Here is a 25,350-nt window from a genome sequence, read left to right on the forward strand (position 1 = left end):
CGGATTGGCTCTTTTTATTGTTTAAAACCGGTTAAAAACTATGATATACTATGAGAGAGTTTATACAGAACGAATGTTAAAATACAAACGAAACACGATACGGAAAGGGTCTTAAAAATGACAGAAAAACCCACATTTTATATAACAACACCAATTTATTATCCATCTGGTAAGTTACACATTGGAAATTCATACACAACAATTGCTTGTGATGTGCTTGCTCGTTATAAACGTCAAAAAGGTTATGATGTGTTCTTCTTAACGGGAACAGATGAACATGGTTTGAAGATTGAACAAAAAGCTGAAGAATTAGGGACAACACCTCAAGCTTATGTTGATGGTATGGCTAGCGATATTAAAGCATTATGGAAAACACTTGAGATTACAAATGATAAATTCATTCGTACAACGGATGATCAACATGAAAAAGCGGTACAATATATCTTCGATAAATTGCTTAAACAAGGCGATATTTATTTAGGTGAGTATGAGGGCTGGTATTCTGTTTCTGATGAAGAATTCTTCACAGAATCACAATTGGCTGAAGTTTTCCGGGATGATGCTGGTAAAATGATTGGTGGTAAAGCACCAAGTGGTCACGAAGTTTCCTTAGTTAAGGAAGAATCATATTTCTTTAAAATGGGTAAATATGCCGATCGCCTGCTTAAATATTATGAAGAGCATCCTGATTTTATCCAACCAGAATCACGTAAAAATGAAATGGTAAATAATTTTATTAAACCTGGCTTGGAAGATTTAGCTGTGTCCAGAACGACATTCAATTGGGGCGTTAAAGTTAAGAGTAATCCTAAACATGTTGTTTACGTTTGGATTGATGCTTTAGCAAACTATATTACAGCCTTAGGTTATGGCTCAGATGATACTGAATTATTCGATAAATTCTGGCCTGCAGATGTGCATATGGTTGGTAAAGAAATCGTGCGTTTCCATACGATTTATTGGCCAATTATTTTGATGGCGCTTGACTTACCTTTACCAAAACAAATTTTTGGTCATGGCTGGTTATTGATGAAAGATGGCAAAATGTCTAAATCAAAAGGGAACGTTATCTATCCTGAGATGTTAGTTGAACGTTATGGCTTAGATGCACTCCGTTACTACTTAATGCGTGCTGTACCATTTGGTAACGATGGGGTCTTCACACCAGAAGATTTCGTTTCACGTGTGAACTTTGATTTGGCTAATGATTTAGGTAATTTACTAAACAGAACCGTTGCGATGATTAACAAATATGATGCCGGTAAAATTCCAGCATTAACAGGCAATGTTACTGAATTTGATGGTGATTTAGGTCAAACGGCTGAAGATGTCATTACTGAATATACTGAATTAATGGATAAAATGGAATTCTCAGATGGCTTAAATGTTATTTGGAAATTAGTTGCTAGAACCAATAAATATATTGATGAAACGCAACCCTGGGTCTTAGCTAAAGATGAAACACGTAAAGCTGAACTTGATAGCGTTATGGTTCATTTGGCTGCTAGTTTGCGTGTGATTGCGATCCTAATTCAACCAGTTATGACGCATGCACCGAAAGAAATTTTCGAGCAACTTGGCTTAGATACAGCAGAAATGGCGATTGAAGGGTTAAACTACTCTGACTTCCCAGAAAATAGAGTAGTCGTTGAAAAAGGAACCCCTATTTTCCCACGTTTAGACGTTGAAGAAGAAATTGCCTACATTAAAGATCAAATGACTGTTTCAGATAAGAAAAAGGGACGTAAGGCAATGGCAGTTAACAACGTTGCTGCCGATGAGGATGCAGCAGACTGGAATCCTGAAAACGTAACTTTAAACTTAACGTTACCTCAAACAACATTTGATCAATTTGAACCAAATGAACTGAAAGTTGCTGAAATTATCCAAGTTGAAAAAGTAAAAAATGCCGATAAATTATTAAAATTTAGATTAGATGCTGGCGATCCTGATCATCGTCAAATTTTATCTGGTGTGGCAGAATTTTATCCTGAACCAGAAGACTTATTAGGTAAGAAAGTTGTGATTGTCGCAAACTTGAAACCTCGTAAGATGAAAGGCGAAATTAGCCAAGGGATGATTCTTTCTGCGGAATATGATGGTAAATTGAAATTAATTACAGTTGATGCAGAGATTAAAAATGGCGCAATTGTTGGCTAAATAAAAGATAGGACTGGAAACAAAACTTGGTTTTGCTCTAGTCCTTCTTCATTTTGCTGACCGAAAGGAGGTATCCTATGGAAATTTTTGATACACATACGCATATTAATGCTGATGAATTTAAAACGGAGATTCCTGAAGTGATGGAACGTGCGCAAGCCTTCGATGTCACTAAAATGGCGATTGTTGGATTCGACCAACCTAGTATTTTAAAATCGTTAGACTTGTCAAAAAAGTATCCCAACTTATATTCGATAATCGGTTGGCATCCGGAAGAGGCAAAAACGTATACACCGGAAACTGAAAAAGTCTTGATAGAACAGTTACAAACACCAAAGGTTGTCGCAATGGGTGAGATGGGTCTTGATTACCATTGGGATACCTCTCCGGTTGAAACGCAGAAAAAAGTCTTTAAACGGCAAGTTGAAATTGCGAAAAGTTTAAACTTACCCATTTCTATTCATAATCGTGATGCTTTTGAGGATGTTTATACTATTTTAAAAGAAGCTGATATTCGAGATATTGGTGGGATTATGCATAGTTTTAATGGTAATGCAGAATGGGCAGACAAATTCTTAGACTTAGGGATGCATTTATCTTATAGTGGCATTGTGACTTATAATAGTGCAAAAGAGGTCCACGAGGCTGTTAAAGTGACACCCATCAATCGAATTTTGATTGAAACAGATGCGCCATATCTGACACCTGAGCCTTATCGAGGTCAGCGTAATGAACCAGGGTACACAAGATATGTCTTGGAAGCTGTCGCAAAAATTCGAGAAAGTTCAAGCGTTGATATGGCATCGGCAACATTTAAAAATGCCGAAAAACTATTTAGGATAGGATAATATGCAAAAAATTAGAGAAGTGATTGTGGTCGAAGGACGCGATGATACAAAACGTATCCATCTAGCTGTTAATGCGGATACGATTGAAACGCGTGGATCGGCTATTAGTGATGAAACATTAGATCAAATTGAATTATTACAGGATACGCGGGGCGTGATTGTCTTTACTGACCCTGATTTTTCTGGTGAAAAAATTCGTAAGACAATTTCAGCACGCGTGCCAAACGTCCAGCATGCTTTTTTAAAGAAAAGTGAAGCTGTTCCTGACCATAAAGGAAGTTTAGGTGTTGAACACGCTTCAGTTGAAGCAATTCGTGAAGCCCTAGCGCATTTGTATACAGAAATGCCTGACGGTGAAACGTTGATTAGCTTGGAAGATTTACAAACGGCTGGCTTAATTGCCGGACCAGGTGCCAAAGTTAAACGTGAAAAATTAGGTGAGTATTTAAAAATTGGGTACACAAATGGCAAACAATTATATAACCGGTTGAAATTATTTCAAATTTCACCAGAAGCGTTCGCAGATGCATTGAAAGAAATTAACGAGACAACGGAGGAAACACATGGCTAACAATGACGTGCCAGACATTGCTTCACCTATTAGAACCAAAGCAATTATGGAAACTTACGGCTTAACTTTTAAAAAGAGTTTGGGTCAAAATTTCTTAACGGATAAAAATATATTAATGAACATCGTCGATGCGGGCGATATTACGGCTGAAGATGACGTCATCGAAATTGGCCCCGGAATTGGGTCATTAACGGAACAATTGGCTAGACGTGCTCACAAGGTTTTAGCCATTGAAATCGATCAAAATTTGATTCCTGTCCTTGGTGAAACGCTGAGCCCTTATGATAATATTGATATTGTGGAACAAGATATTTTGAAAGCTAATTTACCTGCTTTGGTAGAAGAACATTTTGATGGCCAACATCCTTTAAAATTAGTGGCTAATTTACCTTATTACATTACAACGCCAATCATTATGCATTTACTAGAAACAGCTGTGAAATTAGATACGATTGTTGTAATGATGCAAAAAGAAGTGGCAGAACGGATTGCAGCTGACCCAGGTAGCCGCACATATGGGTCATTAACCGTAGCTGTTCAATACGAAATGGATGCAGAAGTAGCCTTTGTTGTGCCAAGAACGGTCTTTATTCCACAACCTAATGTTGATTCAGCCATTATTGTATTGAATCAAAAAGAAGGTGACGTTGAACGCCCAATTAATGAAATGGTCTTTTTCAAATTAGTTAAGGGGAGTTTTGCACATCGTCGTAAAAGTCTATGGAATAATCTACAATCAATTTACGGTAAAACACCAGAAATTCGCGAAGCATTGCAAGAAGCTTTGGATGCGTCAGAAATTTCTGCTCAAATTCGTGCTGAAAAACTTAGTATTCATGAATTTATCGTTTTATCTAACAATCTTATCAAAGTAGAAGAGAAATTTAATTAACTTCTTATTGAATTAACGGCATTCGGTGTGGTATAATTGCAAATCTTGTGAAACTATGTTATGATGTTTCATATAAGAAGGTGAAGCCCATCATGCCAGAAACTTTAGCCAGCATCAAGGAAACACTAGATGCCCAAGTCGGAAAGAATCTAACGGTAGTCGCTCAAGCCGGTAGAAAGAAAACTACGGAACGTAAAGGAATTTTACGTGAAACGTTCCCAGCAATTTTTGTAGTCGATTTAAACCAAGATGAGAATTCATTTGAACGTGTTTCATACAGCTACACTGACGTTCTAACCAAAAATATTGAAATCGATTTTGAAGATTAAAAATTAGTATAAAAGCCTAAGTGGGGATGTTTTTAGAACATCTGAACTGAGGCTTTTATTTTTAGAAATAATTAGTATAATTAAAGGTAATTAAGGACATATAGGATTAGGTGAAAACATGGAGATTCGTGAAAAAGCCCCAGCCAAAATCAACCTAAGTTTAGATACGCCGTTTGATCATCGAAATGGTGAACAAGAGTGGCGAATGGTCATGACTTCAGTTGATTTAGCAGACTACTTACATATCAAATCGCTAGAGGATCGAACGGACATTACAGTGGAAACTGATAGTGGTTTTTTACCGTGTGATCACCGAAACTTAGCGTACCAAGCAGCAAAAATTTTACAAGATAAATTTCATGTTAACAAAGGGGCTCAAATACATATTAAGAAACAAATTCCAGTCGCTGCTGGATTAGGCGGTGGGTCGTCAGACGCAGCTGCCGTGTTACGTGCCCTGAATCAATTGTGGGACCTTAAATTATCGTTAGCTGAGTTGGCCAAGATTGGCTTAAAAATTGATTCTGACGTTCCTTACTGTGTCTATAGTAAAACGGCACATGTGACTGGACGTGGTGAAAAAATCGCTATTTTAAAGGGATTACCACCAGTTTGGCTGGTGGTTGCAAAACCAAAAATTAGTGTTTCGACACCAACTATTATTAAACAAATTGATTATGCACGATTGACGCATCCAAATGTGAGTGCGATAGTAGATGCGATTGAGGCTGATGACGTGGATGCGTTACTCGATAATTTGGGGAATGCACTTGAACCAATTACGTCGGAACGTCATCCTGAAATCACGCGTTTAAAAGAGAAAATGGTACAATTCGGTGCGGATGCGGCGGAAATGAGTGGATCCGGCCCCACTGTTTTTGCTATTTGTCGTAAAAAAAGTCGGGCACAGCACGTTTACAATAGTCTGAAGGGGTTCTGTGAAGAAGTTTACCTTTTAAGACCATTAAGTTAATTTAATTGTGTTAATCAGCGTGGTTTGTTATGTTGAAGGCATTAAATATCATTGAAAATGAGGGATAATTATGGAAGCCTTAATTGAAATTGACTACACCAATGATTTTGTCGCAACAGATGGGACTTTAACTGCGGGGAAACCGGCGCAAGCTATTGAGCCTCGTGTGATGGAATTGATGGATACCTTTGAACGAAAAGGTGATTATGTTGTTTTAGCAACAGATATTCATTATGAGAATGATCCGTTTCATCCAGAAACGCAGTTGTTCCCGGCACATAATATTGCGGGCACAAAAGGTCGTGAATTTTATGGACAACTGGAACCTTGGTATCAGGCGCATAAAAATAAAGCGAACGTTTATCTGATGGATAAAACGAGATACAGTGCTTTTGCGGGTACGGATTTAGACATGAGGTTACGGGCACGTTCAATTGATACCGTTCATCTTATGGGTGTTTGCACCGATATTTGTGTGTTGCATACAGCAGTTGATGCGTATAATTTAGGCTACAAGATTGTGATTCATGAAAAAGCCACAGCTAGCTTTAATCAAGTTGGTCACGAGTGGGCATTGTCACATTTTAAAGGATCGCTGGGTGCTGAAATTCAAGACTAATATAGATAAATGAAGGATAACTGATGTTAATTTGGTTATCCTTTTTGATTTGGATAAAGCGAAAGTGCTGAACAACTTTTATCGCTATATTTTATAGGAATAATGGGGTACCATGAATATGTAGCGTAATAAAATTAAGGGGAATAAAGAATGAAATTCGATTCAATGTTTATTTTTATGAGTAGCTTACTAGGCCTATTTGTTGGGATAGTGGCATCGTTATTTTTAGTAATCCTAAATATGTTTGTTCATTTTATTTGGGTGACAATTCCAGGAAATTTAGAGTGGTCATACTATCCATTAGCGGTAGGGTTGATAGGTGGTCTATTAGTGGGATTGTTCCAAAAGCATCTAGGCGATTACCCAAAAACGATGCACCAGACTTTGCGTGAATTTAAAGAAACAGGTTCAGTCCAATATAAAAAAAGAGTTGGAAAAAATATTTTATCAGCATGGATTGTGTTGGCATTTGGGGCTAGTCTTGGACCAGAAGCTGCACTTTCAAGTATTCTTGGTGGGTTGATTAGTTGGGTCGGTGACAAGATGAAGCTGACACTTAAAAGAAGAGAAGAATTTTTGAATCTGGGAATAGGAACGATGATGGCCACAATTTTTCATGCGCCATTGCTTGGTATTGGTGAAGCGATTGAAGAAGATGCCAGTGCTAAAAAGGCAACGGGGAAAAATTGGGCTAAAATTATTTTATATGGCTGGACGACTTTACTAGGTATATTAGGATTTACAAGTGTTAATCGATTATTTCCAAAAGAAGCCTTGTTTGGGTTACATTTTGCTAAAGTGAATTGGCAACTAGAAGCGTTATGGTTAATTTTACCTGCGTTAGTTATTGGTGTGATTTTTGGGATTATATTCTTAAAAATAGAAGATATTAGTGAACGAATTGCTAAAAAAATAACGAATAAAGTGCTAGCAGCTGTTTTAGCAGGCGCACTTATTGGCATATCAGGTATGATATCGCCTTATTTACTTTTTTCCGGAGAACATCAATTACTGAGCTTTTCAGGTAGTGCAGCTAAAGAGTCTGTCTTATTTTTAATTCTTTTAGCATTAGGCAAAGCGCTATTAACGAATATCTGTTTCGCTTTCGGCTGGCGAGGTGGAAAAATCTTTCCAGCTGTATTCGCCAGTGTTGCAATTGGATTTTCAATCATCACTATTTTTAATTACACACCAGGTTTGGTTATTGGGATAGTCGTTGCGGCTAGTGTGACAACTATTTTGAACCAGCCAATTGTTACAGGGGCACTATTATTATTTCTTTTTCCGATACAATTTTTCCCAATGATTGCGGTGGCTTGTTATTTGTCTGGGAAAGTTAGAAATAAGTTAGAGAAAATAAAAATAATTGGATAATACCCCAAATAAGTAACATAAAGCACAAAATTTAAATCTTTTGGGAGGATAGTAACTTTGGAACCAATACAAACGGAACGCTTAATCATCAGATCAATTGTGCAACAGGACCATGATGAACTTGAAAAAATAATTTTAGACGCTAAAGTAGTTAAATATTTACGGTATCAAGTGATTAAAACGCCAACAGAATTTGATGAAATATTTAGTGATCATTTTTTTGCTGATAGTGAGGCTACCTTTGGGATTGAAAGCAAAAAGGATCACACCTTTATTGGATTCTATGAATTTCATGACGAAGGGGATGTCGGACTACTGACATATGCGATTAGTCCTAATGCTTGGGGAAATGGGTATATGGCAGAAGTGGGTCAGGCAATGATGGCATATGGATTCTTAACGTTGGAATTTAACGAAATTCAGGCTGATTATGCTGGCGCAAACCTACAATCAAAACGAGTAATGGAAAAAATAGGCATGCATTCGCTGGGTAAGATAGGGACGCATCAGTTAGATACTGGTGACGTAATCGATGTTATGGCGTACAGTTTAAAAAAAGAGGACTGGCAAAATAGGGTTAATAAGCGAAATGTCTAATCCGTAAAAAATAAATTTGATGATATCATTATTGGTATAAATGTATATGGGGTGGAAATTATCAGCAAAAATAGATTGGAAGCATTTAGTGATGGTGTGATTGCGATAATCATAACCATTATGGTTTTACAAATAAATGTGCCGATGCGTGGGAGTTGGAATGCGGTATTGGCGCCTAATTTTTTAATCACATTTGGCTCATATATTCTTAGCTTTTTATTTGTAGCGAGTTTTTGGGTAAGTCATCATATGATTCTGGCACCAGTAAAAACGGTTAGTAAAAAATTGTTGTGGGTTAATTTATTTCTGTTGTTGCCAATGAGTGTCTTACCAACAGTGACAACCTGGCACAGTGATTTTGTGAATTCCGTTGCACCTAGTGTTTGTTATATAGCGATATACACACTTTGCGTTTTGGGATTATATGTTTTAGCAAAAGTTGCAATGAAACACGTAGATAAGAGTAATATCATGATCATGGAAAGTGTCGCAAAAATAAGATTTTGGATGGTTATGTTTGGCATTGTATCAACGATTGGCACTTTCTTTATTCCCCAAATAGCAACTATTTCAGTCATGTTAATCCTTATTGGTTATCATATTTCCGTATTTATTTTGAATAAACTAAAATGGCATGGATTAATCTTGTAGTTAATTGACATAAACAAAAATATTTTCAGCAATTTTTTCAAGAATAGTTGTTGAAGGGATGAAGAATAAAGTGCCAGTTTCGGCTGTACTGAAATCTAACAAACGGTCACTTTTACTTTTAAACATATTAATTAGCATCTGGTTTGTGAGATTTTCACCATTTACCTGAATATACTGATTTGATTGTTAGAGATATTAATCAGTATTTTATAGAAAACACTTATGATTAAAATGTGATTTTGTAGCACGGTATTACTAAATTATATGTTGAAAAATTACCTGGCCAAGAGTTAATCACAACCTACTCAATCAAAACTTGGTAGTGAAGAGTGGTTAATAACTGTTTTGGAGGCAGATGGTATTGAGATTATTCAAGAAATTGAAGCGGAAAATAAAAATTACTTTTTGAAAGTTGGGAATGGGCAATTTGATTATTGTTAACTATTTAATGGTGATATTGAATTTACAAAAAAATTGAAAAATAACATTATATTTATAAGATAAAATTTTTGTTAAATTAAATAGTTTTAGATATTTAGGCAAACAATCCTACTCAACTTTGAGTAGGATTGTTTGCCTATTTTAGTTTGAGCAGGATAATTGTATTTATTTAATTATAAGTATAATGAATAGGTAAAATGATGAACGAATATAGTTAGACAATAAAAAATATAAATAAATAGTTGACAAAAAAAGAAAGCGGTTCCATAATGAAACTTATGAACGATTTGCTTAAACGTTTAAGCAAAAATAAATATTAGGAGAATTATTATGGAAAAAATTTTTTACCGTCCAAATGAAGCTTATGTGGGAGATGTTATCCCATTTTCTAAAGATGGTTATGCCTATTTATATTTTTTATATGAAGATCGTAAAGTACCTAAAACAGGCATGCCTTGGCATTTAGTAAGAACGAAGGATTACGTAACATTTGAAAAAATTGGTGAAAAATTACCTTCAGGTGGCAAAAGTAAAGATGACTTTAACTGCTATACAGGGAGTATCGTAACAGATGAAAAAGGTGTTATTCATTTATTTTATACGGGAAATAACCCACGTACTAAAGATGAAACGGGTGGATCATTACAATTAGTGATGCATGCAACGAGTACAGATGATATGAAAACGTGGATAAAACATGAGGAATTAACGTTTGGTCCCAATGATAATTATGAAATTTATGATTGGCGGGATCCCTTTGTTATATATGATGAAGAGAAGAAAATTTGGCGGATGTTATTAGCAGCTAGAAAAAAAGTTGGTCCTGAAAGAAGACGAGGCGTAACTGCACAATGTATTTCAACCGATTTAGAATCTTGGGAGATAACAAGTCCTTTTTGGGATCCAGATAAATTTGTTGCAATGGAGTGCCCTGAGGTATTTAAGTGGGGAGATTGGTGGTACTTTGTTTATTCAGAATTTTCTGATGGATTTACGACACAATATAGAATGGCAAAACATTTAGATGGGCCATGGACTAGTCCGAAACATAATAATCTTGAAGGACGGGCATTTTATGCATCGAAGAGCTTATTCTTGGATAATCGTCGCTACTTTACAGGATGGATTAGTACTAAAGAAGCTGATTCTGATGATGGGGCTTGGCAGTGGGCTGGGACGATGTCAACATTAGAAGCAAAACAAAATATTGATGGAACGTTATCATTTTGCTTACCAAGTGAGGTTATTTCAAATATTAAGAATAAAGCGTTAAAAGACTTAAATGTACAATTGAAACGTGAAGATGGTTATCAATCATATATGTTGAGCGAAAAAACAAATGAAAGCACTAGTTATAGTAAATTTATAGTAGATGTTAGTCCTGATACTAAAGATTGGGGAGTGTTGCTAAGAGCTTCTGAAGATGGCGACCAATCGTATGTTGTTCGAGTAGAAATGAATAATAATAGACTTATATTTGATCGCTGGCCTAGAAAACAATTGGGGTCAGAACAATGGCAGATTTCGGGAGATGTGCCATACTACGTTGAGCTTGAAAGATCAATTGATCTTTCAAGTGGGCAACATACATTAGAGATATTGCAAGAAGGAACTATCGGGGTTATCGTTTTAGATCATAAAGTAACAATGAGTGTTCGCATGTACGATAAATTAGAAGGGAAATTGGGATTGTTTGTTGATGATGGAGAGGTTAATTTCATGTCTTTAGAGAGGCGGGGATAGGTTATGCAAGTTTTAGCTGATAAAAAATTAATCCGTAAATTTTTATTAGGATTTGGTAGCTTTGCAGTTTTTCAAAATATGGGATTTTATATGATTGCAGCTGTTCTGATGCCACAAAGATTGAAAGATATTGGGATTTCTAATCCTGATGCTTTGTTAGGGACAATTAGTGCTGCTGGTGCAATGATATCACTCTTTGTCAATGTTTTTGTTGGTGCGATGTCAGATCAAACAAGGAGTAGGATTGGTAAAAGAACGCCATGGTACCTGGCAGGGGGACTAATTTCGGCAATTTCATTTTATTGTATAGGGATACCCTCAACTGGGCTAGGTGTCTTAATTGCATATAGTTTTGCTAATATTGGTCAAAATATGATGACTGCACCAATAGTAGCTACTATATCGGATGTTGTTCCTGAAAAAAATAGGGGACTAATTTCTGCAGCTTATGGTGGTGGTATTACAGTTGGTCAAGCTATGGGGACGTTATTGGGATCAATATTAATTTTTAATACAAAATCAGGATTTTTTATAGCGGCAATTTTGTATACATTTGCTAGCGTGCTAGCATTCGTTTTCTTGCCTAAAGAAGAATCAACAATAGATAGTTTTGAGAAGAAAGATAATATATTTAAAGTTCTTATTTATTCTTTCACGCCGCCGATTAAAAATGCTAGAGATTTTTGGTTGGCATTTACATGTCGTACTAGCTTAATTGTTGCCTATCAAATGATTGCGGCTTATCAACTATATATTTTAGAAAATTATATTGGACAAACAAAACAAGTATCGGCATCAGTTATATCAATGATGTCCATTATAACAATGATTGTTGCTTTTGGAGCTACTGTTGTATCTGGGCCATTGTCTGATAAAATAGGTAGGAGAAAGCCACCAATTATTATTTCATGTATTCTATATGGAATAGGAATTTTAATGCCATTAATTTTCCCATCTATATTGGGCATGTTATTATTCGCTGGAATAGCAGGGTTAGGATACGGGATGTATATGGCAGTTGATCAAGCCTTAAATATTGACGTTCTTCCGAATAAAAAGGATGCAGGAAAAGATCTGGGCTTTCTTAATATTGCAAGCTGTGCAGGTCAAGCCGTTGGGGCTGGAATTACATCAACTATAGTTACTGTAACTGGTAGTTATACAGTCGTTTTTCCAGTAGCAATTTTCATTACCCTAATAGCCGTTGTATCAGTTTGGAGGATAAAAGGAGTTAGATAATATCAGTAAAAGGATAACACTTAGTGATGTTGCTAAAAAAGCAGGGGTCTCTGTTGCTACTGCTTCATGGGCTATTAATGATACCCCAAACGTCAGAATATCAAAGGAAACTGTTAGTCGAGTAAAGCTGGTAGCTGAAGAGCTTGGATATCAGCGTAATGCTTTTGCCAAGGGATTGGTTCAACAAAGTTCTTCTTTAATTGGATTCATAACAGATGATGTTGCAACGACACCTTTTGCCGGTCAAATTATTCAGGGTGCTCAAAATGAAGCATTGAAACATGGAAAAACGTTACTTATTATTAATACTAATGATAATGAAGTTTTAGAGCATGATGCTTTTAAGTTAATGTTAGAGTATCAAGTACAAGGGATTATTTATTCTACTTGGTATCACCATGAAGTTAAGGTACCAAGGCTAATGGCGGATGTACCTCTAGTTTTAGTAAATTGTTTTGAGCAATATATTAGACATACATCAGTTGTTCCAAATGAAGAGAGCGGTGGAGAAGTTGCAACAGGTGCATTAATAAATAATGGTCATAAAAAAATAGCATTTATTAATACAACGTCAGATTCTCCGGCAAAAGAGGGACGATTACAAGGATATATGAAAGCGCTTGATAATTCTGACATACGGTTTGATTCTAATTTAGTCATTAATGCCGAGCCTAATCAAGAGGGTGGTTATCAAGCAGCAAAAGACATACTGAATATGGGAGTTACTGCTGTATTTTGTCATAATGATCGTGTTGCAATGGGATTATATGATGGTCTTAAAGAGCTTAATGTAAAGATACCTAAAGATATTTCAATTGTTGGATTTGATGATCAGGAAATTATTTCGAATTATCTGCATCCAAAATTAAGTACAGTTGCTTTGCCACATTACAATCTGGGTGTATTAGGTACGCGTAAGCTGTTAGAATCTTTTGAAAATACACGTGATATTGATGGAAAATTATACAAAATTGAATGTCCTATTATTCTAAGAGATTCCATTCGTAATATTAAACAATAATATTTTATTACTGGAGGAGATTGTATTGGATAAAAAGAAACAGACAAATCTCGAAGAGAAGTCATTGAGAGCTCAATATCATTTAACACCACCAGAGCATTGGCTTAGTGATCCACAAAGACCTTTTTATATGAATGGAAAATATACGTTGTATTATCTTTATAGTAACCCTAATAATTCTCCAGGTGGTTGGAGGAGAGCAACTACAGGCGATAATGTTTTTTTTCAAGATGGTGATATAGCTATTCCGTTGACAGAGGACATTCCGGTATGGACTGGATCAACTATTATTGATAACGAAAATACTGCAGGGTTTGGTATGGGAACTATTATAGCGATAATGACTCAACCAACAAATGGAGATGCATATCAACAAGAACAATATTTATGGTATTCACAAAATGAGGGTAAGTCTTTCGTTCGATATGATCAAGTAGTTATTCATAATCCAGATAATTCTAATTGGTTTAGAGATCCTAAATTAGTTTGGGATAATGTTACTCAAGAATGGATTGCAGCAATTGGTAGAGAGCAATCAATAGTATTTTATACATCAAAAAATTTAAAAGAATGGCAATATAAATATACATTTGTTTATACCAACCCCAATATTGGTGGAATGGAATGTCCTGATTTATATCAAATTGAAGCTGATGATGGAACTTTGCATTGGGTACTTGGAGCGAGTGTGCAAGGTGATTATTCTGGGAAAGTAAATACTTTTGCATATTGGACAGGAACATGGAATGGTGAAAAATTTATTGTAGATGAGGCTGATCCACAATGGTTAGACTATGGTTGGGACTGGTATGCAGCAATTTCGTGGCCAGATGCAGAAAAAGGCTTAACATTACGATACTCATTAGCGTGGATGAATAATTGGGAATACGCGAATAGATCAGTGCCTACCGATCTGACAGATGGGTATAATGGCCAAATGTCTATTGTGAGACAAATAACACTTAAACATAAAAGTGATAAGTATCGTTTGATATCTAAACCTATTAGTAACTTAGATAAATATATAACTAAGTCTATTGAACTTCCTGATATATCTGTAAATGAAAATTCAGGTATTTTATATAAAGGAGATTCTTACAGAATTAAAATGGACTTAACTTGGGATAAAGTTGAAAATTTTGGTGTTCAAATTGGTGAATCTGTAAATGGCGAAAGGCATACGGATATAGGAATATTTGGAAATAATACTTTTTATGTTAATAGATTGCGTTCAGAAAGAACGGATATAGATAATGATTTTAAACTTTATCCGTGGGTAGAATCACATGCTAGTGTTGATGATAAATTGAAGGGAATGCATTTAGAAATACTAGTTGATAAACAGTCTGTTGAAGTATTTGCAAATGATGGAGATATTGTATTTTCAAACCAAGTATATTTTATTTCAGGAGATACTGGAATATCATTTTATTCAATTGGTGGGGAAACAACATTTGAAAATATACGTATTGAGGAAATTAAAATTTAAGTTAAAAATAATAACAGTTCAATATACTTTATGGTTCTAAATATTAAGATAATTTATTTTTAAAAGAAATGAATTTAGTTTGGAAAGTAACTTTGACAGGATAGCAAAAATCAATAAATTATAGTAAGTATACTAAACAAAAAAATCTCGCAAAAAATTTAATTTTTGCGAGATTTTTTTTTATAAATTATTTTCAGCAATTTTTTCAAGAATAGTTGTTGAAGGGATGAAGAATAAAGTGCCAGTTTCGGCTGTACTGAAATCTAATAAACGGTCACTTTTACTTTTAAACATATTAATTAACATGCGATTAGTTACCGCAAAATGACGCGCATAACCAATGAAGTATGTTCCTGTAATATCTTTACCAGGTTCTGAGAAAGGCACGTTCATACGGACGATTTTGTGTTCAATGCCATCTTGCATATCTTGTGATGCGACGTTATGTGAGTTTGGCAATTTCGCTTCATCAGCTAATTCCAAATCAGAATCTTTCTTCCGACCAATGGCTTTTTCTTGTTCTTCAGTTTTTAAGGCATTCCAAGCAGTCATATCATGGCGATATTTTTGCGCAAAAGCGTAAGAACCGTTCGTAAATTCAGAATCTTCGTCGCCAATAACGGCATAATCAAGGGCTTCATTTACGTCTGGATTTTCAGTACCATCAATGAAACCAATCACAGCACGTCCTTCAAAGTAACGGAAACCATGCGTTTCATCTTCAACGGTTGTGGCCTCTTTAATGAAGAGCATAAATTGTGCCATGACTTCATAGACAACGGCACTTTCGCCAGCTCGAACGTGGAAAAATAAATCTCCAGGAGTTGAAATGGCTGTGTATTTTGGCCCAACAATTTCTTTAAAACGAATAAGTTCTATCGGTTTGATGGCATCTGGGAAAAGGTAGTCCCAAGCATCAGAACCAAAGCCAAAGGCTACTTTTAAGTTAGCTTTTGGATAACGGACATTCATGCTGCGAATGATAGCTGGTATTCTGTCAGCTAATTCTTGAACGGCCGCTAATTCAGCTTTTTGATCTTTGTGATTTAAGTTTAAAACGGTAAAATTAACGTTCTCTCCTACATCTTTATAAACATCCTGTGTATATTTTTGATTGACTGTCATTATCTATGCCTCCTAAAAATTTAAATATCTTTAACGATGACGACCATTTTACCTGCAGTACGAGGTAAATCTAATTGTTTATGTGCTTCAATGATATCGGTTAATTTGAATTTATATTCTTTAGCAATTTTGATTTCTAGTTCATCTTGCATCATTAAATCAGTTAAGAAAGTTAGAGCATCACTATCTTTTAATTCTTTTAAACCTTCAACTTGATAGTAATCTGCAAGTGGTTTTTCTTTTTGCATTTCTTCAGATGGGACGCTAATTAATGAAACCATGCGACCATTTGGTTTTAAAGTTCTGACACCAACGTCACTGCCACGGCCACCAAGAGTCGCATCAACGACAATATCAGCCATATCTTTAAAAGTGTCAGCAGGATTTTCTTTATCGTAGGCACTATATTGATCTGCACCTAATTTACGGACATAAGCTTCGTTAACACTTGATCCGCTAGCAAGAACCGTTAATTCCATTAACTTAGCTAGTTGGACTAAAATCATACCGACACTTCCAGAAGCACCTTCAATGAAGATCGTTTCGCCAGCTCTTGCTTTTGCGAAGAACGTTAAAATATTGTAGGCAGCAATCCCAGGTGTAGGTAAGCCGGCAGCTTCAGCAAGCGTGATATTAGCAGGTCTTTTAGCAATGTGAGATGTGAATACGACAAGTTCTTCCGCATAGCCACCAACGCCCTTATGAACAATAACGGCATCACCAACACTGTAATTAGTGACTTCATTACCAATTTCGGTAATAATTCCAGTAACATCACCACCGGGTACGATTGGAAAAGGTAAAGGCATGACATCTTTCATATAACCAGCACGTACAATGGCCTCAAATGGATTGATACCAATAGCTTCGACTGAAACTCTAACTTGTTTTGATTTAAGTTCTGCTACTGGTTCAACTTGTAATTCTTCGAACACATTTGCATCACCATATTGATTAAAACCAAATGCTTTCATAATCATAGTCCTCCTAAATTAAAATAATAATTATCTTTAAAGTTAATGTACCATAATTTATTGGAAAAGGGTTACAAAACGGGCTGAAATAACACATTTTCAAAATATGTTTTACACAATCTAATTGACAAGCTATTTTTTAGGATGTAAAATATTCATATTGATAAATGTTAGCGTTTTCATAAATAATCAAAAAGAAAGAAAGTGAGTTATTTGGAAAAATATATTTTATCTATTGATGAAGGAACGACCAGTACTAGAGCTATTATATTTGATCATAAAGGTCAAAAAGTATCAGACGCACAACGCGAATTTCCACAATATTTTCCTCAACCTGGATGGGTTGAGCATAATGCAAATGAAATATGGAATGCAGTTTTATCGACAATCGCCAATACATTTATTGATTCTGGGATTAAACCTAAGCAAATAGCAGGCGTTGGGATTACAAATCAGCGTGAAACGACCGTTATTTGGGATAAGAAAACGGGATTACCCATTTATAATGCGATTGTTTGGCAATCACGACAAACAGCAGAGATTGCGGAACAATTGAAAGAAGCAGGTTATGGTGATTTAATCCATGAAAAGACAGGATTATTGATAGATGCTTATTTCTCAGCAACTAAGATTCGCTGGATTTTGGATCATGTTGATGGGGCTCAAGAAAGAGCTGAAAACGGTGAGCTACTTTTTGGCACGATTGATACTTGGTTGACTTGGAAGTTATCAGGCGATGAAACGCATGTAACTGATTATTCTAACGCTAGTCGAACGATGTTATTTAACATTCATGATTTAAAATGGGATGACGAAATTTTAAAAATCATGAATATTCCGGCAATCATGTTGCCCGAAGTTAAATCAAATTCTGAAGTTTACGGACACACAAAAGATTACCATTTTTATGGTAGCGAAGTACCAATTTCAGGAATGGCAGGAGATCAACAGGCTGCATTGTTTGGTCAAATGGCATTTGAGCCCGGTATGGTTAAAAATACATACGGGACTGGTTCATTTATTGTGATGAACACAGGAACGGAACCAAAATTATCAAAGAATAATCTGTTAACAACAATTGGTTATGGTATAAATGGCAAGGTTTATTATGCGCTGGAAGGAAGTATTTTTGTTGCTGGATCCGCTATTCAATGGTTAAGAGATGGGATGCGTTTGGTGGAGCATGCGCCGGATACAGAACAAGCAGCCAAAGAATCAACGAATGAAAATGAAGTTTATGTTGTACCAGCGTTTACCGGATTAGGTGCGCCATACTGGGATCCTGATGCGCGGGGTTCTGTTTTTGGAATCACTCGTGGGACAACGCGTGAAGATTTCATTAAGGCAACGCTACAATCATTGGCCTACCAGACTAGGGATGTTGTGAAGACGATGGAACTAGATACCGGCATTAAAATTCCATTGTTAAAAGTTGATGGTGGTGCAGCTAAAAATGATTATCTAATGAATTTCCAAGCGGATATCATTAATACACCAATCGAACGTGCGCATGATCTTGAAACAACCGCTTTAGGTGCCGCATTCTTGGCTGGATTGGCTGTTGGCTATTGGAAGGACTTAGAAGAACTCAAGGCTGAGTATACCAAGGGCGATATTTTCAAACCAACGATGCCTGAAGAAGAAAGTGAAGATCTATATGCGGGTTGGCAACAAGCTGTTGAAGCAACTAGAGTATTTAAACATAAACCGATAAAGAAAAACAATAAATAAGGGGGATACAACTATGTCATTTTCAGCAACGTCAAGAAAACAAGATATTGAACGATTAAAGAATGAAGAATTAGATTTGTTAACAATCGGTGGTGGTATCACTGGAGCTGGAGTTGCAATTCAAGCCAGTGCTATGGGATTGAAGAATGGATTAATTGAAATGCAAGATTTCGCTGAAGGCACATCATCACGGTCAACAAAATTAGTTCATGGTGGTATTCGTTATTTGAAAACATTTGATGTTGGTGTGGTTTCAGATACAGTACAAGAACGTGCAGTTGTGCAACATATTGCACCACATATTCCACGTCCACAATCAATGTTACTACCTATTTACGATGAACCAGGCGCAACATTTGATATGTTCTCAGTGAAGGTTGCGATGAATTTATATGACCAATTAGCTGGTGTTGTAGATCCTCAATGGGTTAATTATACGATTTCTAAAGCAGAAGTCTTACAACGTGAGCCTCAATTGAAGTCAGATAAATTAATGGGTGGTGGCGTCTACCTTGATTTCAAGAACAATGATTCACGATTGGTAATTGAAAATATTAAAAAAGCACACGAAGATGGTGGCCTCATGGTCAGCCGGATTAAAGCACTAGATTTATTGCATGAGAATGGCAAAATCACTGGTGTCCATGTGTTAGATTTAATCACAGGTGAAGAATTCGATGTTCATGCTAAATATGTGATTAATACAACTGGACCATGGTCCGATTTCATTCGTAAAATGGATACTGATGATGATTTTGTCCCACAAATGCGCCCAACAAAAGGGGTTCATTTAGTTGTTGATGCTAAAAAATTAAATGTGCCACAACCCACTTATTTTGATTCGGGTGAACAAGATGGTCGTATGATCTTCGTTGTGCCAAGAGAAGATAAAACTTACTTTGGAACAACAGATACTGATTTCCATGGTGATTTTGAACATCCCCGTGTTGAACAAGAAGATGCGGATTACTTGCTTGATATTATTAATGAACGCTATCCAACAGCTAATATCAAAATTAGTGATATTGAATCAAGTTGGGCTGGATTACGTCCATTAATTTCATCAAATGGTAGTTCAGATTACAATGGTGGAAATTCAGGTAAGATTAACGAAAAGAGTTTCAACGATGTGGTTAGTGTCATTAAACGTTATGAAAAAGATGAAGTAACTAAAGCTGACGTTGAAGATGTCTTGAATGATTTGGAAAGCACGCTTTCTGAAGATAAAGTGAGTGCATCACAAGTTTCTCGTGGGAGTTCATTAACGGTTTCAAAAGATGGACTATTAACATTAGCTGGTGGTAAAATTACGGATTATCGTAAGATGGCTGCTGGTGCTATGGCTGCGATTACGAAGTTATTGAAAGATAATTATAGTCAAGAATTCAATCCAATTGATTCGAAAAACTTGCCTGTTTCAGGTGGGGACATTGATCCTAATAATGTTGAAGCAACGATTGGGTTCTTCGCAAAACAAGGGATGGACAATGGCTTAACTGAAGAAGAAGCAACGTTATTTGCTAATTTATTTGGTTCAAATGCAGCTCGTGTGTTCAGTCAAATGACCCATGTTGAAGCAGCAGAAGGTTTATCTTTAGGTGAAACAGCTAGTCTTCATTATTCAATGGAGGAAGAAATGACGTTAACACCAACTGATTACTTAATGCGTCGGACTAACCATATTCTTTTCCACCGTGATACGTTAGATGCCGTTAAGGTTGGCGTGATTAATGAAATGGCGAACTATTACAGCTGGACTAAAGAAGAAAAAGCAAAACAAACAGCTGATTTGGATGCCACAATTGCAGAATCAGATATGAGCTACTTAAAATAACCGTTAAAAGCGGAGGTGAGTATGATGACAACAAGTCTTACAACGCAACTTTTAGGTGAATTTTTAGGCACAATGATTTTAGTCTTATTAGGTGATGGGGTCGTTGCTGGCGTTTCATTACACAAGTCAAAAGCTGAAGGTGCTGGCTGGATTGCGATTGCATTAGGTTGGGGTATTGCTGTAACGTTAGGTGTTTATGCAACAGCCTTCATGGGTCCAGGACATTTGAATCCTGCCGTAACTTTGGCAATGGCAATCGTTGGTAAAACTGCCTGGTCTGCTGTACTACCTTATATGGTTGCACAAGTTGCCGGTGGTATTGTGGGTGCTTTTCTGGTGTGGGTTCAATACATGCCACATTGGAAAGAAACACAAGATTCTGCCGCAATTCTTGGGACTTTTGCAACAGGTCCAGCAATTAGAAGTTACTTTAATAACTTCTTAAGTGAATTAATTGGGACATTTGTCTTAGTTTATAGTTTACTGGCATTCACAAAGGGAAACTTTACAGATGGATTGAATCCAATTGTTGTTGGTGTTTTAATTGTTGGTATTGGTCTTTCTCTTGGAGGTTCAACAGGTTACGCTATTAATCCGGCTCGTGATTTAGGACCTAGAATCGCCCATGCGATTTTACCAATTGCGAACAAAGGTGGATCTGACTGGGCTTATAGTTGGGTGCCAATTTTTGGACCATTTGCTGGTGCAGTGATTGCCGCTTGGTTGTTTATGGCTGTGGCTTAGGTTGAAAATAAAGATATAAATTAGAGATAGAAATAAATTTGAATAATATAGAAAAGACCATCTAATTCAGTTTTTAAAACTGAATTAGATGGTCTTTTCTATTATAATTTTATATTACTGATATAGAGTGTTTATCAATAAACTCTGTATCAATAATATAATTTTTTTGTTTAATTTCATTATTTTCAATTTGATCGTGAAGTAATTCCACTGATTTTTGAGCGATGAGGGGTTCATTCTGAATGATTCTGGAAAATGGATGAGTGAAATAGCTATGTTTAGGTCCATCAAAACTAATCAAGCTGAAATCAGAGGGAATATTTTTTTTCAGATTATCAAGGGCTAGAGCTAATAGTTGTGCACTTAAATAATCCATGGCAAAGAAACAAGTAATCTCAGGCTGCTCAGTTAATTTTGAATAAATTCTGGTTAAGTCACGTTGGATTGATTCTTGAGTTGAAGCATCAGAATAAGACGATTCTAAATCAGTAATCCATAGTGCTTCATTTGGAATGATTTTTTTTTCAGAAAAAGCTTCTTTAACACCTGATATACGATCAGTTAAAGATGAATTTTCCACTGATTTATTTGCAACAATTGAAAGGTTAGTGTGTCCCTGATTAATTAAATTTTCTGTTGCTTCTTTTGAACTATCAAAGTTGTTACTCCCAACATACGGGACGTTCACGCCTTCTAATTTTTTATCAATTAAAACAATTGGAAAATTTGATAAAGTGATTTTTAAAAGTTCTGGATTATGAAATTCTGCTTGGACAGGTAGTATTATTATTCCTGAAACGTTTAATGATAATAATTCATCGATATACTGCGTTTCTAATTGCTGAGATTCCTGTGAGAGCTTGATAAGTACATGATAATGGGCTTGCTCGCAGTATTTGATCAAAGATTTTAATAATACACTACCGTAACTATCTGCGAAGCCGGATAAGATTATACCGATAAGATTATTTTTTTGTGGTGGTATAGAGGTTTTTGTGAATAAATCAATATTTTCATTCACAAAACTTCCTTTTCCGGACACTCGATAAATTAAACCTTCTTCAACAAGTAAATTAAGTGCATTTTTAGCTGTCATACGACTTACAGAATAATCTTTCATTAATTGTTTTTCAGTTGGTAATTGGTCGTCTAGTTGATAAGATCCATTTTGGATAGCATTTTTTAATTCTTGATATATTTTTTGATAGAGATAAATTTTAGTATTCATATTTAAGACCTTCAATTCATTTTAAATGATATAGTTATTATATCATTTAAAATGAATTGAAGAAAGATGTTGACACAAAAGAAATGAAGATATAGTATAATAGTTGTAAATGATATTAATGTAATAAAAGATATATCATTTGTATTTTTTAAAGGAGGTTATTAATTATTTTGAAAGATAAGTTGAGAATTGATTTAGAAAGGTTTTCAAAATCAATTGAAAAAGAAACAAATGAAATAAGTCGAAATTCTTGGGGGGAGCAATTTCAAGCAGTTTTTTCAGATACTTTAGAGAAGACAATTAACTTGACTAGTGATGGAAAAGTATTTTTAATTACTGGAGATATACCTGCAATGTGGCTCAGAGACTCGACAGCACAGGCATATCCATACTTATCAATTGCTAAAAGCAATAGCAGTTTTCAGACGTTACTGGGGGATTTAGTTACTTCGCAATGCAAATATATTTTGATAGATCAATATGCAAACGCTTTCAACGAAACTGATAATTCTAATGGTCATCAAGACGATCACACAGATATGAATCCATGGATATGGGAAAGAAAGTATGAAGTGGACTCATTGTGCTATCCAATTCAAATGGCCTACAAGTTGTATAAACAGACAACTTATAGTAAACATTTTGATAAAACATTTTTAGATGCCGCTAAAATGATTGTAGAGACATTTAAGCAAGAGCAGCACCATGATTTATCAACTTATCGGTTTGAACGTTCGACAGATAGAGCTGAGGACACCTTGCCAGTTAATGGAAAAGGGACTCCGGTCGCCTATACTGGAATGACTTGGTCTGGATTCAGACCAAGTGATGATGCATGTACATATGGATATTTAATTCCGGCAAATATGTTTGCAACTGTTATTCTTGGATATTTGGTTGAAGTATTAGAACTGTTTTATGATGAAGCAGTATTTATAGATAAAGTTAATTTATTACGTAAGGAGATTAAAGAAGGTATTGAGAAATATGGGACTGTTAAACATCCAAAAACAGGACAATTTGTTTACGCATATGAAGTTGATGGATATGGCAATTATCTGTTAATGGATGATGCAAATGTACCGAGTTTGTTATCTGCGCCATATATTGGGTATTGTGAAAAAGATGAACCAACTTATTTGGCTACAAGAGAGTTGATTTTAAGTACAGAAAACCCATATTTCTTTTCCGGTAAGTTCGGAGCTGGAATTGGAAGTGCACATACACCGAAAAATTATGTATGGCCTATTGCGTTATCGATACAAGGACTAACTTCAACATCAATTGAAGAGAAAAAATCTTTATTGGACTTACTTGTAAAAACAACGGACGGTACGAAACAATGTCATGAAAGTTTTTATATTAACAATCCCAGTTTATATACTCGTAAGTGGTTTTCATGGTCCAATATGATGTTTTGTCAATTAATAATTAATTTTTTAGATATTGATAGTAAATATATATTAAAAGGAGTGGACTCACATGAATAAAATTCAAAAAATTTTAGAAGAAAAAATAACACCATTCGCATCTAAAATAGGATCAATAAAACAATTGGTTGCTATTAGGGACGGAATATCTTATTTAATGCCATTGATAATTATTGGATCAGTTGCATTAATTTTTAATAGTTTGCCGATTACAGCATCATGGTATGTTAATTTAATGGGGGCTGGTGGTTGGACCAATCGTCTTAATATTATTGTTGATGGTACCTTTAATTTAATAGGAATTATATCGGCATTTTCAATTGCATATTCGTTAGCAAAACAATATAAAATTGATTCTTTATCCGTTGGTATTTTGTCATTATCTTCATATTTAGTTAGTACACCTCATATTTTGGCGAAAAATGGAGATGTTGGAATTCCTATGAGTTTGATGGGAAGCAAGGGATTATTCGTAGCAATCGTTATAGCTATTGTCACTACAGAGTTATTTAGATATTTAAGTGGGAAAAATTTAGTTATTAGAATGCCAGATGGGGTACCACCTGCAGTTGGAAAATCTTTTGCGGCATTAATTCCTGGATTAATTATTATTGTATTTTTTGCTATCATTAGTTGGACTTTAGCAGCAGTAAACATGGGAAGTTTGCATGATTTGATAGGAATTGTTCTTGGACGTCCCCTTAGCGCATTGGGTGATACCATGTTTGGTGCAATTTTGTATGAACTGCTGATAAGTGTATTCTGGTTATGTGGAATTCATGGAGCTAATATTATGGGTGGAATAATGAATCCCATTTGGATGCAAAAAATGGATGAGAATAGAATTGCATTTCAAAGTGGACATGAGTTGAAGAATATTTTCACACAACCGTTCTTCGATATTTTCGTTCACATGGGTGGAGCAGGAACTACAATTGCGTTGGCATTTTGTTTATTCTTTTTTAGTAAGAGCTTACAAAATAAATCAATTGGTAAAGTTGGGATTGTGCCAGCACTATTTAATATTAGTGAACCATTAATGTTTGGTGTTCCGATTGTACTGAATCCAATCATGTTTATCCCATTTATCTTGGCACCCATTGTTTCAACATTGATGACTTATACAGCAATGTTAACAGGGATAGTTGCTAAAACAAATGGCGTTTCTGTTCCATGGACAATGCCACCGTTAATTAGTGGTTACCTAGCGACAGGACATATAAGTGGAGCAATTATGCAAATTGTTAATATTGCAGTCTCTATTTTAATATACTATCCATTCTTTAAAAGTATGGATAATCAATTTGTTAAAAATGAATTGTCATAAATTAAGGAGA

General features: G+C 35.5%; 22 protein-coding genes and 2 pseudogenes. 20 read left to right on the forward strand and 4 right to left on the reverse strand.

Annotated features, from left to right (window positions below):
- Positions 1-117 precede the first annotated feature (117 nt).
- The 10 genes from metG (at position 118) to ACVQ8P_RS04555 (ending at position 9,014) form a co-directional block, all read left to right on the forward strand.
- The gene (gene metG / locus ACVQ8P_RS04510) at positions 118-2,160 is read left to right on the forward strand and encodes a methionine--tRNA ligase (RefSeq protein ID WP_462297774.1); all 2,043 of its coding nucleotides are present in this window, start codon (positions 118-120) and stop codon (positions 2,158-2,160) included.
- A gap of 77 nt (positions 2,161-2,237) precedes the next feature.
- Entirely contained in the window at positions 2,238-3,008 is a 771-nt protein-coding gene (locus tag ACVQ8P_RS04515) for a TatD family hydrolase (RefSeq protein ID WP_462297775.1), read from the forward strand.
- Position 3,009: 1 nt separating this feature from the next.
- Positions 3,010-3,579, forward strand: a complete 570-nt coding sequence (rnmV, locus tag ACVQ8P_RS04520; RefSeq protein WP_462297776.1) for a ribonuclease M5 — start codon at positions 3,010-3,012, stop codon at positions 3,577-3,579.
- Entirely contained in the window at positions 3,572-4,471 is a 900-nt protein-coding gene (gene rsmA / locus ACVQ8P_RS04525) for a 16S rRNA (adenine(1518)-N(6)/adenine(1519)-N(6))-dimethyltransferase RsmA (protein ID WP_462297777.1), read from the forward strand. Before rnmV ends, rsmA begins: the two co-directional genes overlap by 8 nt.
- Before the next feature lie 92 nt (positions 4,472-4,563).
- Positions 4,564-4,800, forward strand: a complete 237-nt coding sequence (locus ACVQ8P_RS04530) for a Veg family protein (protein ID WP_462297779.1) — start codon at positions 4,564-4,566, stop codon at positions 4,798-4,800.
- 118 nt (positions 4,801-4,918) lie between these two features.
- Complete coding sequence (ispE, locus tag ACVQ8P_RS04535; protein WP_462297780.1) at positions 4,919-5,773, forward strand: 4-(cytidine 5'-diphospho)-2-C-methyl-D-erythritol kinase; 855 nt, start codon at positions 4,919-4,921, stop codon at positions 5,771-5,773.
- Between the two features lie 70 nt (positions 5,774-5,843).
- A complete protein-coding gene (locus ACVQ8P_RS04540) occupies positions 5,844-6,392 on the forward strand; it encodes a cysteine hydrolase family protein (RefSeq protein WP_462297781.1) in 549 nt (182 codons plus the stop codon).
- Positions 6,393-6,542: 150 nt separating this feature from the next.
- On the forward strand, positions 6,543-7,766 hold the full coding sequence (locus ACVQ8P_RS04545) for a chloride channel protein (RefSeq protein ID WP_462297783.1): 1,224 nt from the start codon (positions 6,543-6,545) through the stop codon (positions 7,764-7,766).
- 57 nt (positions 7,767-7,823) lie between these two features.
- Entirely contained in the window at positions 7,824-8,363 is a 540-nt protein-coding gene (locus tag ACVQ8P_RS04550) for a GNAT family N-acetyltransferase (RefSeq protein WP_462297784.1), read from the forward strand.
- 51 nt (positions 8,364-8,414) lie between these two features.
- A complete protein-coding gene (locus tag ACVQ8P_RS04555; RefSeq protein ID WP_462297786.1) occupies positions 8,415-9,014 on the forward strand; it encodes a TMEM175 family protein in 600 nt (199 codons plus the stop codon).
- Here the strand turns inward: ACVQ8P_RS04555 and ACVQ8P_RS04560 are convergent.
- Positions 9,015-9,164 (reverse strand): annotated as a pseudogene (locus ACVQ8P_RS04560) (hypothetical protein); the annotation flags it as partial.
- Positions 9,165-9,785: 621 nt separating this feature from the next.
- On the opposite strand from ACVQ8P_RS04560, the gene ACVQ8P_RS04565 reads away from it, so the two are divergent.
- The 5 genes and pseudogenes from ACVQ8P_RS04565 to ACVQ8P_RS04585 all read left to right on the forward strand — a co-directional run bounded on the left by ACVQ8P_RS04565 (position 9,786) and on the right by ACVQ8P_RS04585 (position 14,947).
- Complete coding sequence (locus ACVQ8P_RS04565; RefSeq protein ID WP_462297787.1) at positions 9,786-11,198, forward strand: glycoside hydrolase; 1,413 nt, start codon at positions 9,786-9,788, stop codon at positions 11,196-11,198.
- 3 nt (positions 11,199-11,201) lie between these two features.
- Positions 11,202-12,437: an MFS transporter gene (locus tag ACVQ8P_RS04570; protein WP_462297788.1), complete on the forward strand. Its 1,236-nt coding sequence runs from the start codon at positions 11,202-11,204 to the stop codon at positions 12,435-12,437.
- Between the two features lie 13 nt (positions 12,438-12,450).
- A pseudogene (locus ACVQ8P_RS04575) lies at positions 12,451-12,585 on the forward strand (LacI family DNA-binding transcriptional regulator); the annotation flags it as partial.
- 27 nt (positions 12,586-12,612) lie between these two features.
- Positions 12,613-13,458 (forward strand): substrate-binding domain-containing protein, encoded by an 846-nt coding sequence (locus ACVQ8P_RS04580; protein ID WP_462297790.1) that lies wholly within the window; start codon positions 12,613-12,615, stop codon positions 13,456-13,458.
- A gap of 25 nt (positions 13,459-13,483) precedes the next feature.
- A complete protein-coding gene (locus ACVQ8P_RS04585) occupies positions 13,484-14,947 on the forward strand; it encodes a glycoside hydrolase family 32 protein (protein ID WP_462297791.1) in 1,464 nt (487 codons plus the stop codon).
- Between the two features lie 180 nt (positions 14,948-15,127).
- On the opposite strand, the gene ACVQ8P_RS04590 is transcribed toward ACVQ8P_RS04585, so the two are convergent.
- Entirely contained in the window at positions 15,128-16,072 is a 945-nt protein-coding gene (locus tag ACVQ8P_RS04590) for a Dyp-type peroxidase (protein ID WP_462297792.1), read from the reverse strand.
- Between the two features lie 20 nt (positions 16,073-16,092).
- Positions 16,093-17,046 (reverse strand): NADP-dependent oxidoreductase, encoded by a 954-nt coding sequence (locus ACVQ8P_RS04595; RefSeq protein WP_462297794.1) that lies wholly within the window; start codon positions 17,044-17,046, stop codon positions 16,093-16,095.
- A 213-nt stretch (positions 17,047-17,259) separates the two neighbouring features.
- Here ACVQ8P_RS04595 and glpK point away from each other — a divergent pair, with 213 nt between their 5' ends.
- The 3 genes from glpK to ACVQ8P_RS04610 are packed head-to-tail and all read left to right on the forward strand — an operon-like array spanning position 17,260 to position 21,355.
- Complete coding sequence (gene glpK / locus ACVQ8P_RS04600) at positions 17,260-18,777, forward strand: glycerol kinase GlpK (protein WP_462297796.1); 1,518 nt, start codon at positions 17,260-17,262, stop codon at positions 18,775-18,777.
- A 13-nt stretch (positions 18,778-18,790) separates the two neighbouring features.
- A complete protein-coding gene (glpO, locus tag ACVQ8P_RS04605; protein WP_462297798.1) occupies positions 18,791-20,611 on the forward strand; it encodes a type 1 glycerol-3-phosphate oxidase in 1,821 nt (606 codons plus the stop codon).
- Positions 20,612-20,635: 24 nt separating this feature from the next.
- Complete coding sequence (locus tag ACVQ8P_RS04610) at positions 20,636-21,355, forward strand: MIP/aquaporin family protein (RefSeq protein ID WP_462297800.1); 720 nt, start codon at positions 20,636-20,638, stop codon at positions 21,353-21,355.
- A gap of 109 nt (positions 21,356-21,464) precedes the next feature.
- Here ACVQ8P_RS04610 and ACVQ8P_RS04615 read toward each other — a convergent pair whose 3' ends face one another.
- Positions 21,465-22,583, reverse strand: a complete 1,119-nt coding sequence (locus ACVQ8P_RS04615) for a GntR family transcriptional regulator (RefSeq protein WP_462297801.1) — start codon at positions 22,581-22,583, stop codon at positions 21,465-21,467.
- A gap of 167 nt (positions 22,584-22,750) precedes the next feature.
- Here ACVQ8P_RS04615 and ACVQ8P_RS04620 point away from each other — a divergent pair, with 167 nt between their 5' ends.
- Positions 22,751-24,073, forward strand: a complete 1,323-nt coding sequence (locus ACVQ8P_RS04620; protein WP_462297902.1) for a glycoside hydrolase family 125 protein — start codon at positions 22,751-22,753, stop codon at positions 24,071-24,073.
- Positions 24,066-25,340 (forward strand): PTS cellobiose transporter subunit IIC, encoded by a 1,275-nt coding sequence (gene celB, locus ACVQ8P_RS04625; protein ID WP_462297802.1) that lies wholly within the window; start codon positions 24,066-24,068, stop codon positions 25,338-25,340. The genes ACVQ8P_RS04620 and celB overlap by 8 nt, the downstream gene beginning before the upstream one ends.
- Positions 25,341-25,350 lie beyond the last annotated feature (10 nt).

It is taken from the genome of Dellaglioa sp. BT-FLS60 (genome assembly GCF_054941065.1).

Excerpts from the sequence above, each read along its gene's own strand:
- metG (WP_462297774.1), top strand. The coding sequence starts at position 118 with ATGACAGAAAAACCCACATTTTATATAACAACACCAATTTATTATCCA.
- celB (WP_462297802.1), top strand. The coding sequence starts at position 24,066 with ATGAATAAAATTCAAAAAATTTTAGAAGAAAAAATAACACCATTCGCA.
- rsmA (WP_462297777.1), top strand. The coding sequence starts at position 3,572 with ATGGCTAACAATGACGTGCCAGACATTGCTTCACCTATTAGAACCAAA.
- ispE (WP_462297780.1), top strand. The coding sequence starts at position 4,919 with ATGGAGATTCGTGAAAAAGCCCCAGCCAAAATCAACCTAAGTTTAGAT.
- ACVQ8P_RS04595 (WP_462297794.1), bottom strand. The coding sequence starts at position 17,046 with ATGAAAGCATTTGGTTTTAATCAATATGGTGATGCAAATGTGTTCGAA.
- glpO (WP_462297798.1), top strand. The coding sequence starts at position 18,791 with ATGTCATTTTCAGCAACGTCAAGAAAACAAGATATTGAACGATTAAAG.
- ACVQ8P_RS04565 (WP_462297787.1), top strand. The coding sequence starts at position 9,786 with ATGGAAAAAATTTTTTACCGTCCAAATGAAGCTTATGTGGGAGATGTT.
- rnmV (WP_462297776.1), top strand. The coding sequence starts at position 3,010 with ATGCAAAAAATTAGAGAAGTGATTGTGGTCGAAGGACGCGATGATACA.
- ACVQ8P_RS04570 (WP_462297788.1), top strand. The coding sequence starts at position 11,202 with ATGCAAGTTTTAGCTGATAAAAAATTAATCCGTAAATTTTTATTAGGA.
- ACVQ8P_RS04615 (WP_462297801.1), bottom strand. The coding sequence starts at position 22,583 with ATGAATACTAAAATTTATCTCTATCAAAAAATATATCAAGAATTAAAA.
- ACVQ8P_RS04590 (WP_462297792.1), bottom strand. The coding sequence starts at position 16,072 with ATGACAGTCAATCAAAAATATACACAGGATGTTTATAAAGATGTAGGA.
- ACVQ8P_RS04610 (WP_462297800.1), top strand. The coding sequence starts at position 20,636 with ATGACAACAAGTCTTACAACGCAACTTTTAGGTGAATTTTTAGGCACA.
- ACVQ8P_RS04515 (WP_462297775.1), top strand. The coding sequence starts at position 2,238 with ATGGAAATTTTTGATACACATACGCATATTAATGCTGATGAATTTAAA.
- ACVQ8P_RS04545 (WP_462297783.1), top strand. The coding sequence starts at position 6,543 with ATGAAATTCGATTCAATGTTTATTTTTATGAGTAGCTTACTAGGCCTA.
- ACVQ8P_RS04540 (WP_462297781.1), top strand. The coding sequence starts at position 5,844 with ATGGAAGCCTTAATTGAAATTGACTACACCAATGATTTTGTCGCAACA.
- ACVQ8P_RS04530 (WP_462297779.1), top strand. The coding sequence starts at position 4,564 with ATGCCAGAAACTTTAGCCAGCATCAAGGAAACACTAGATGCCCAAGTC.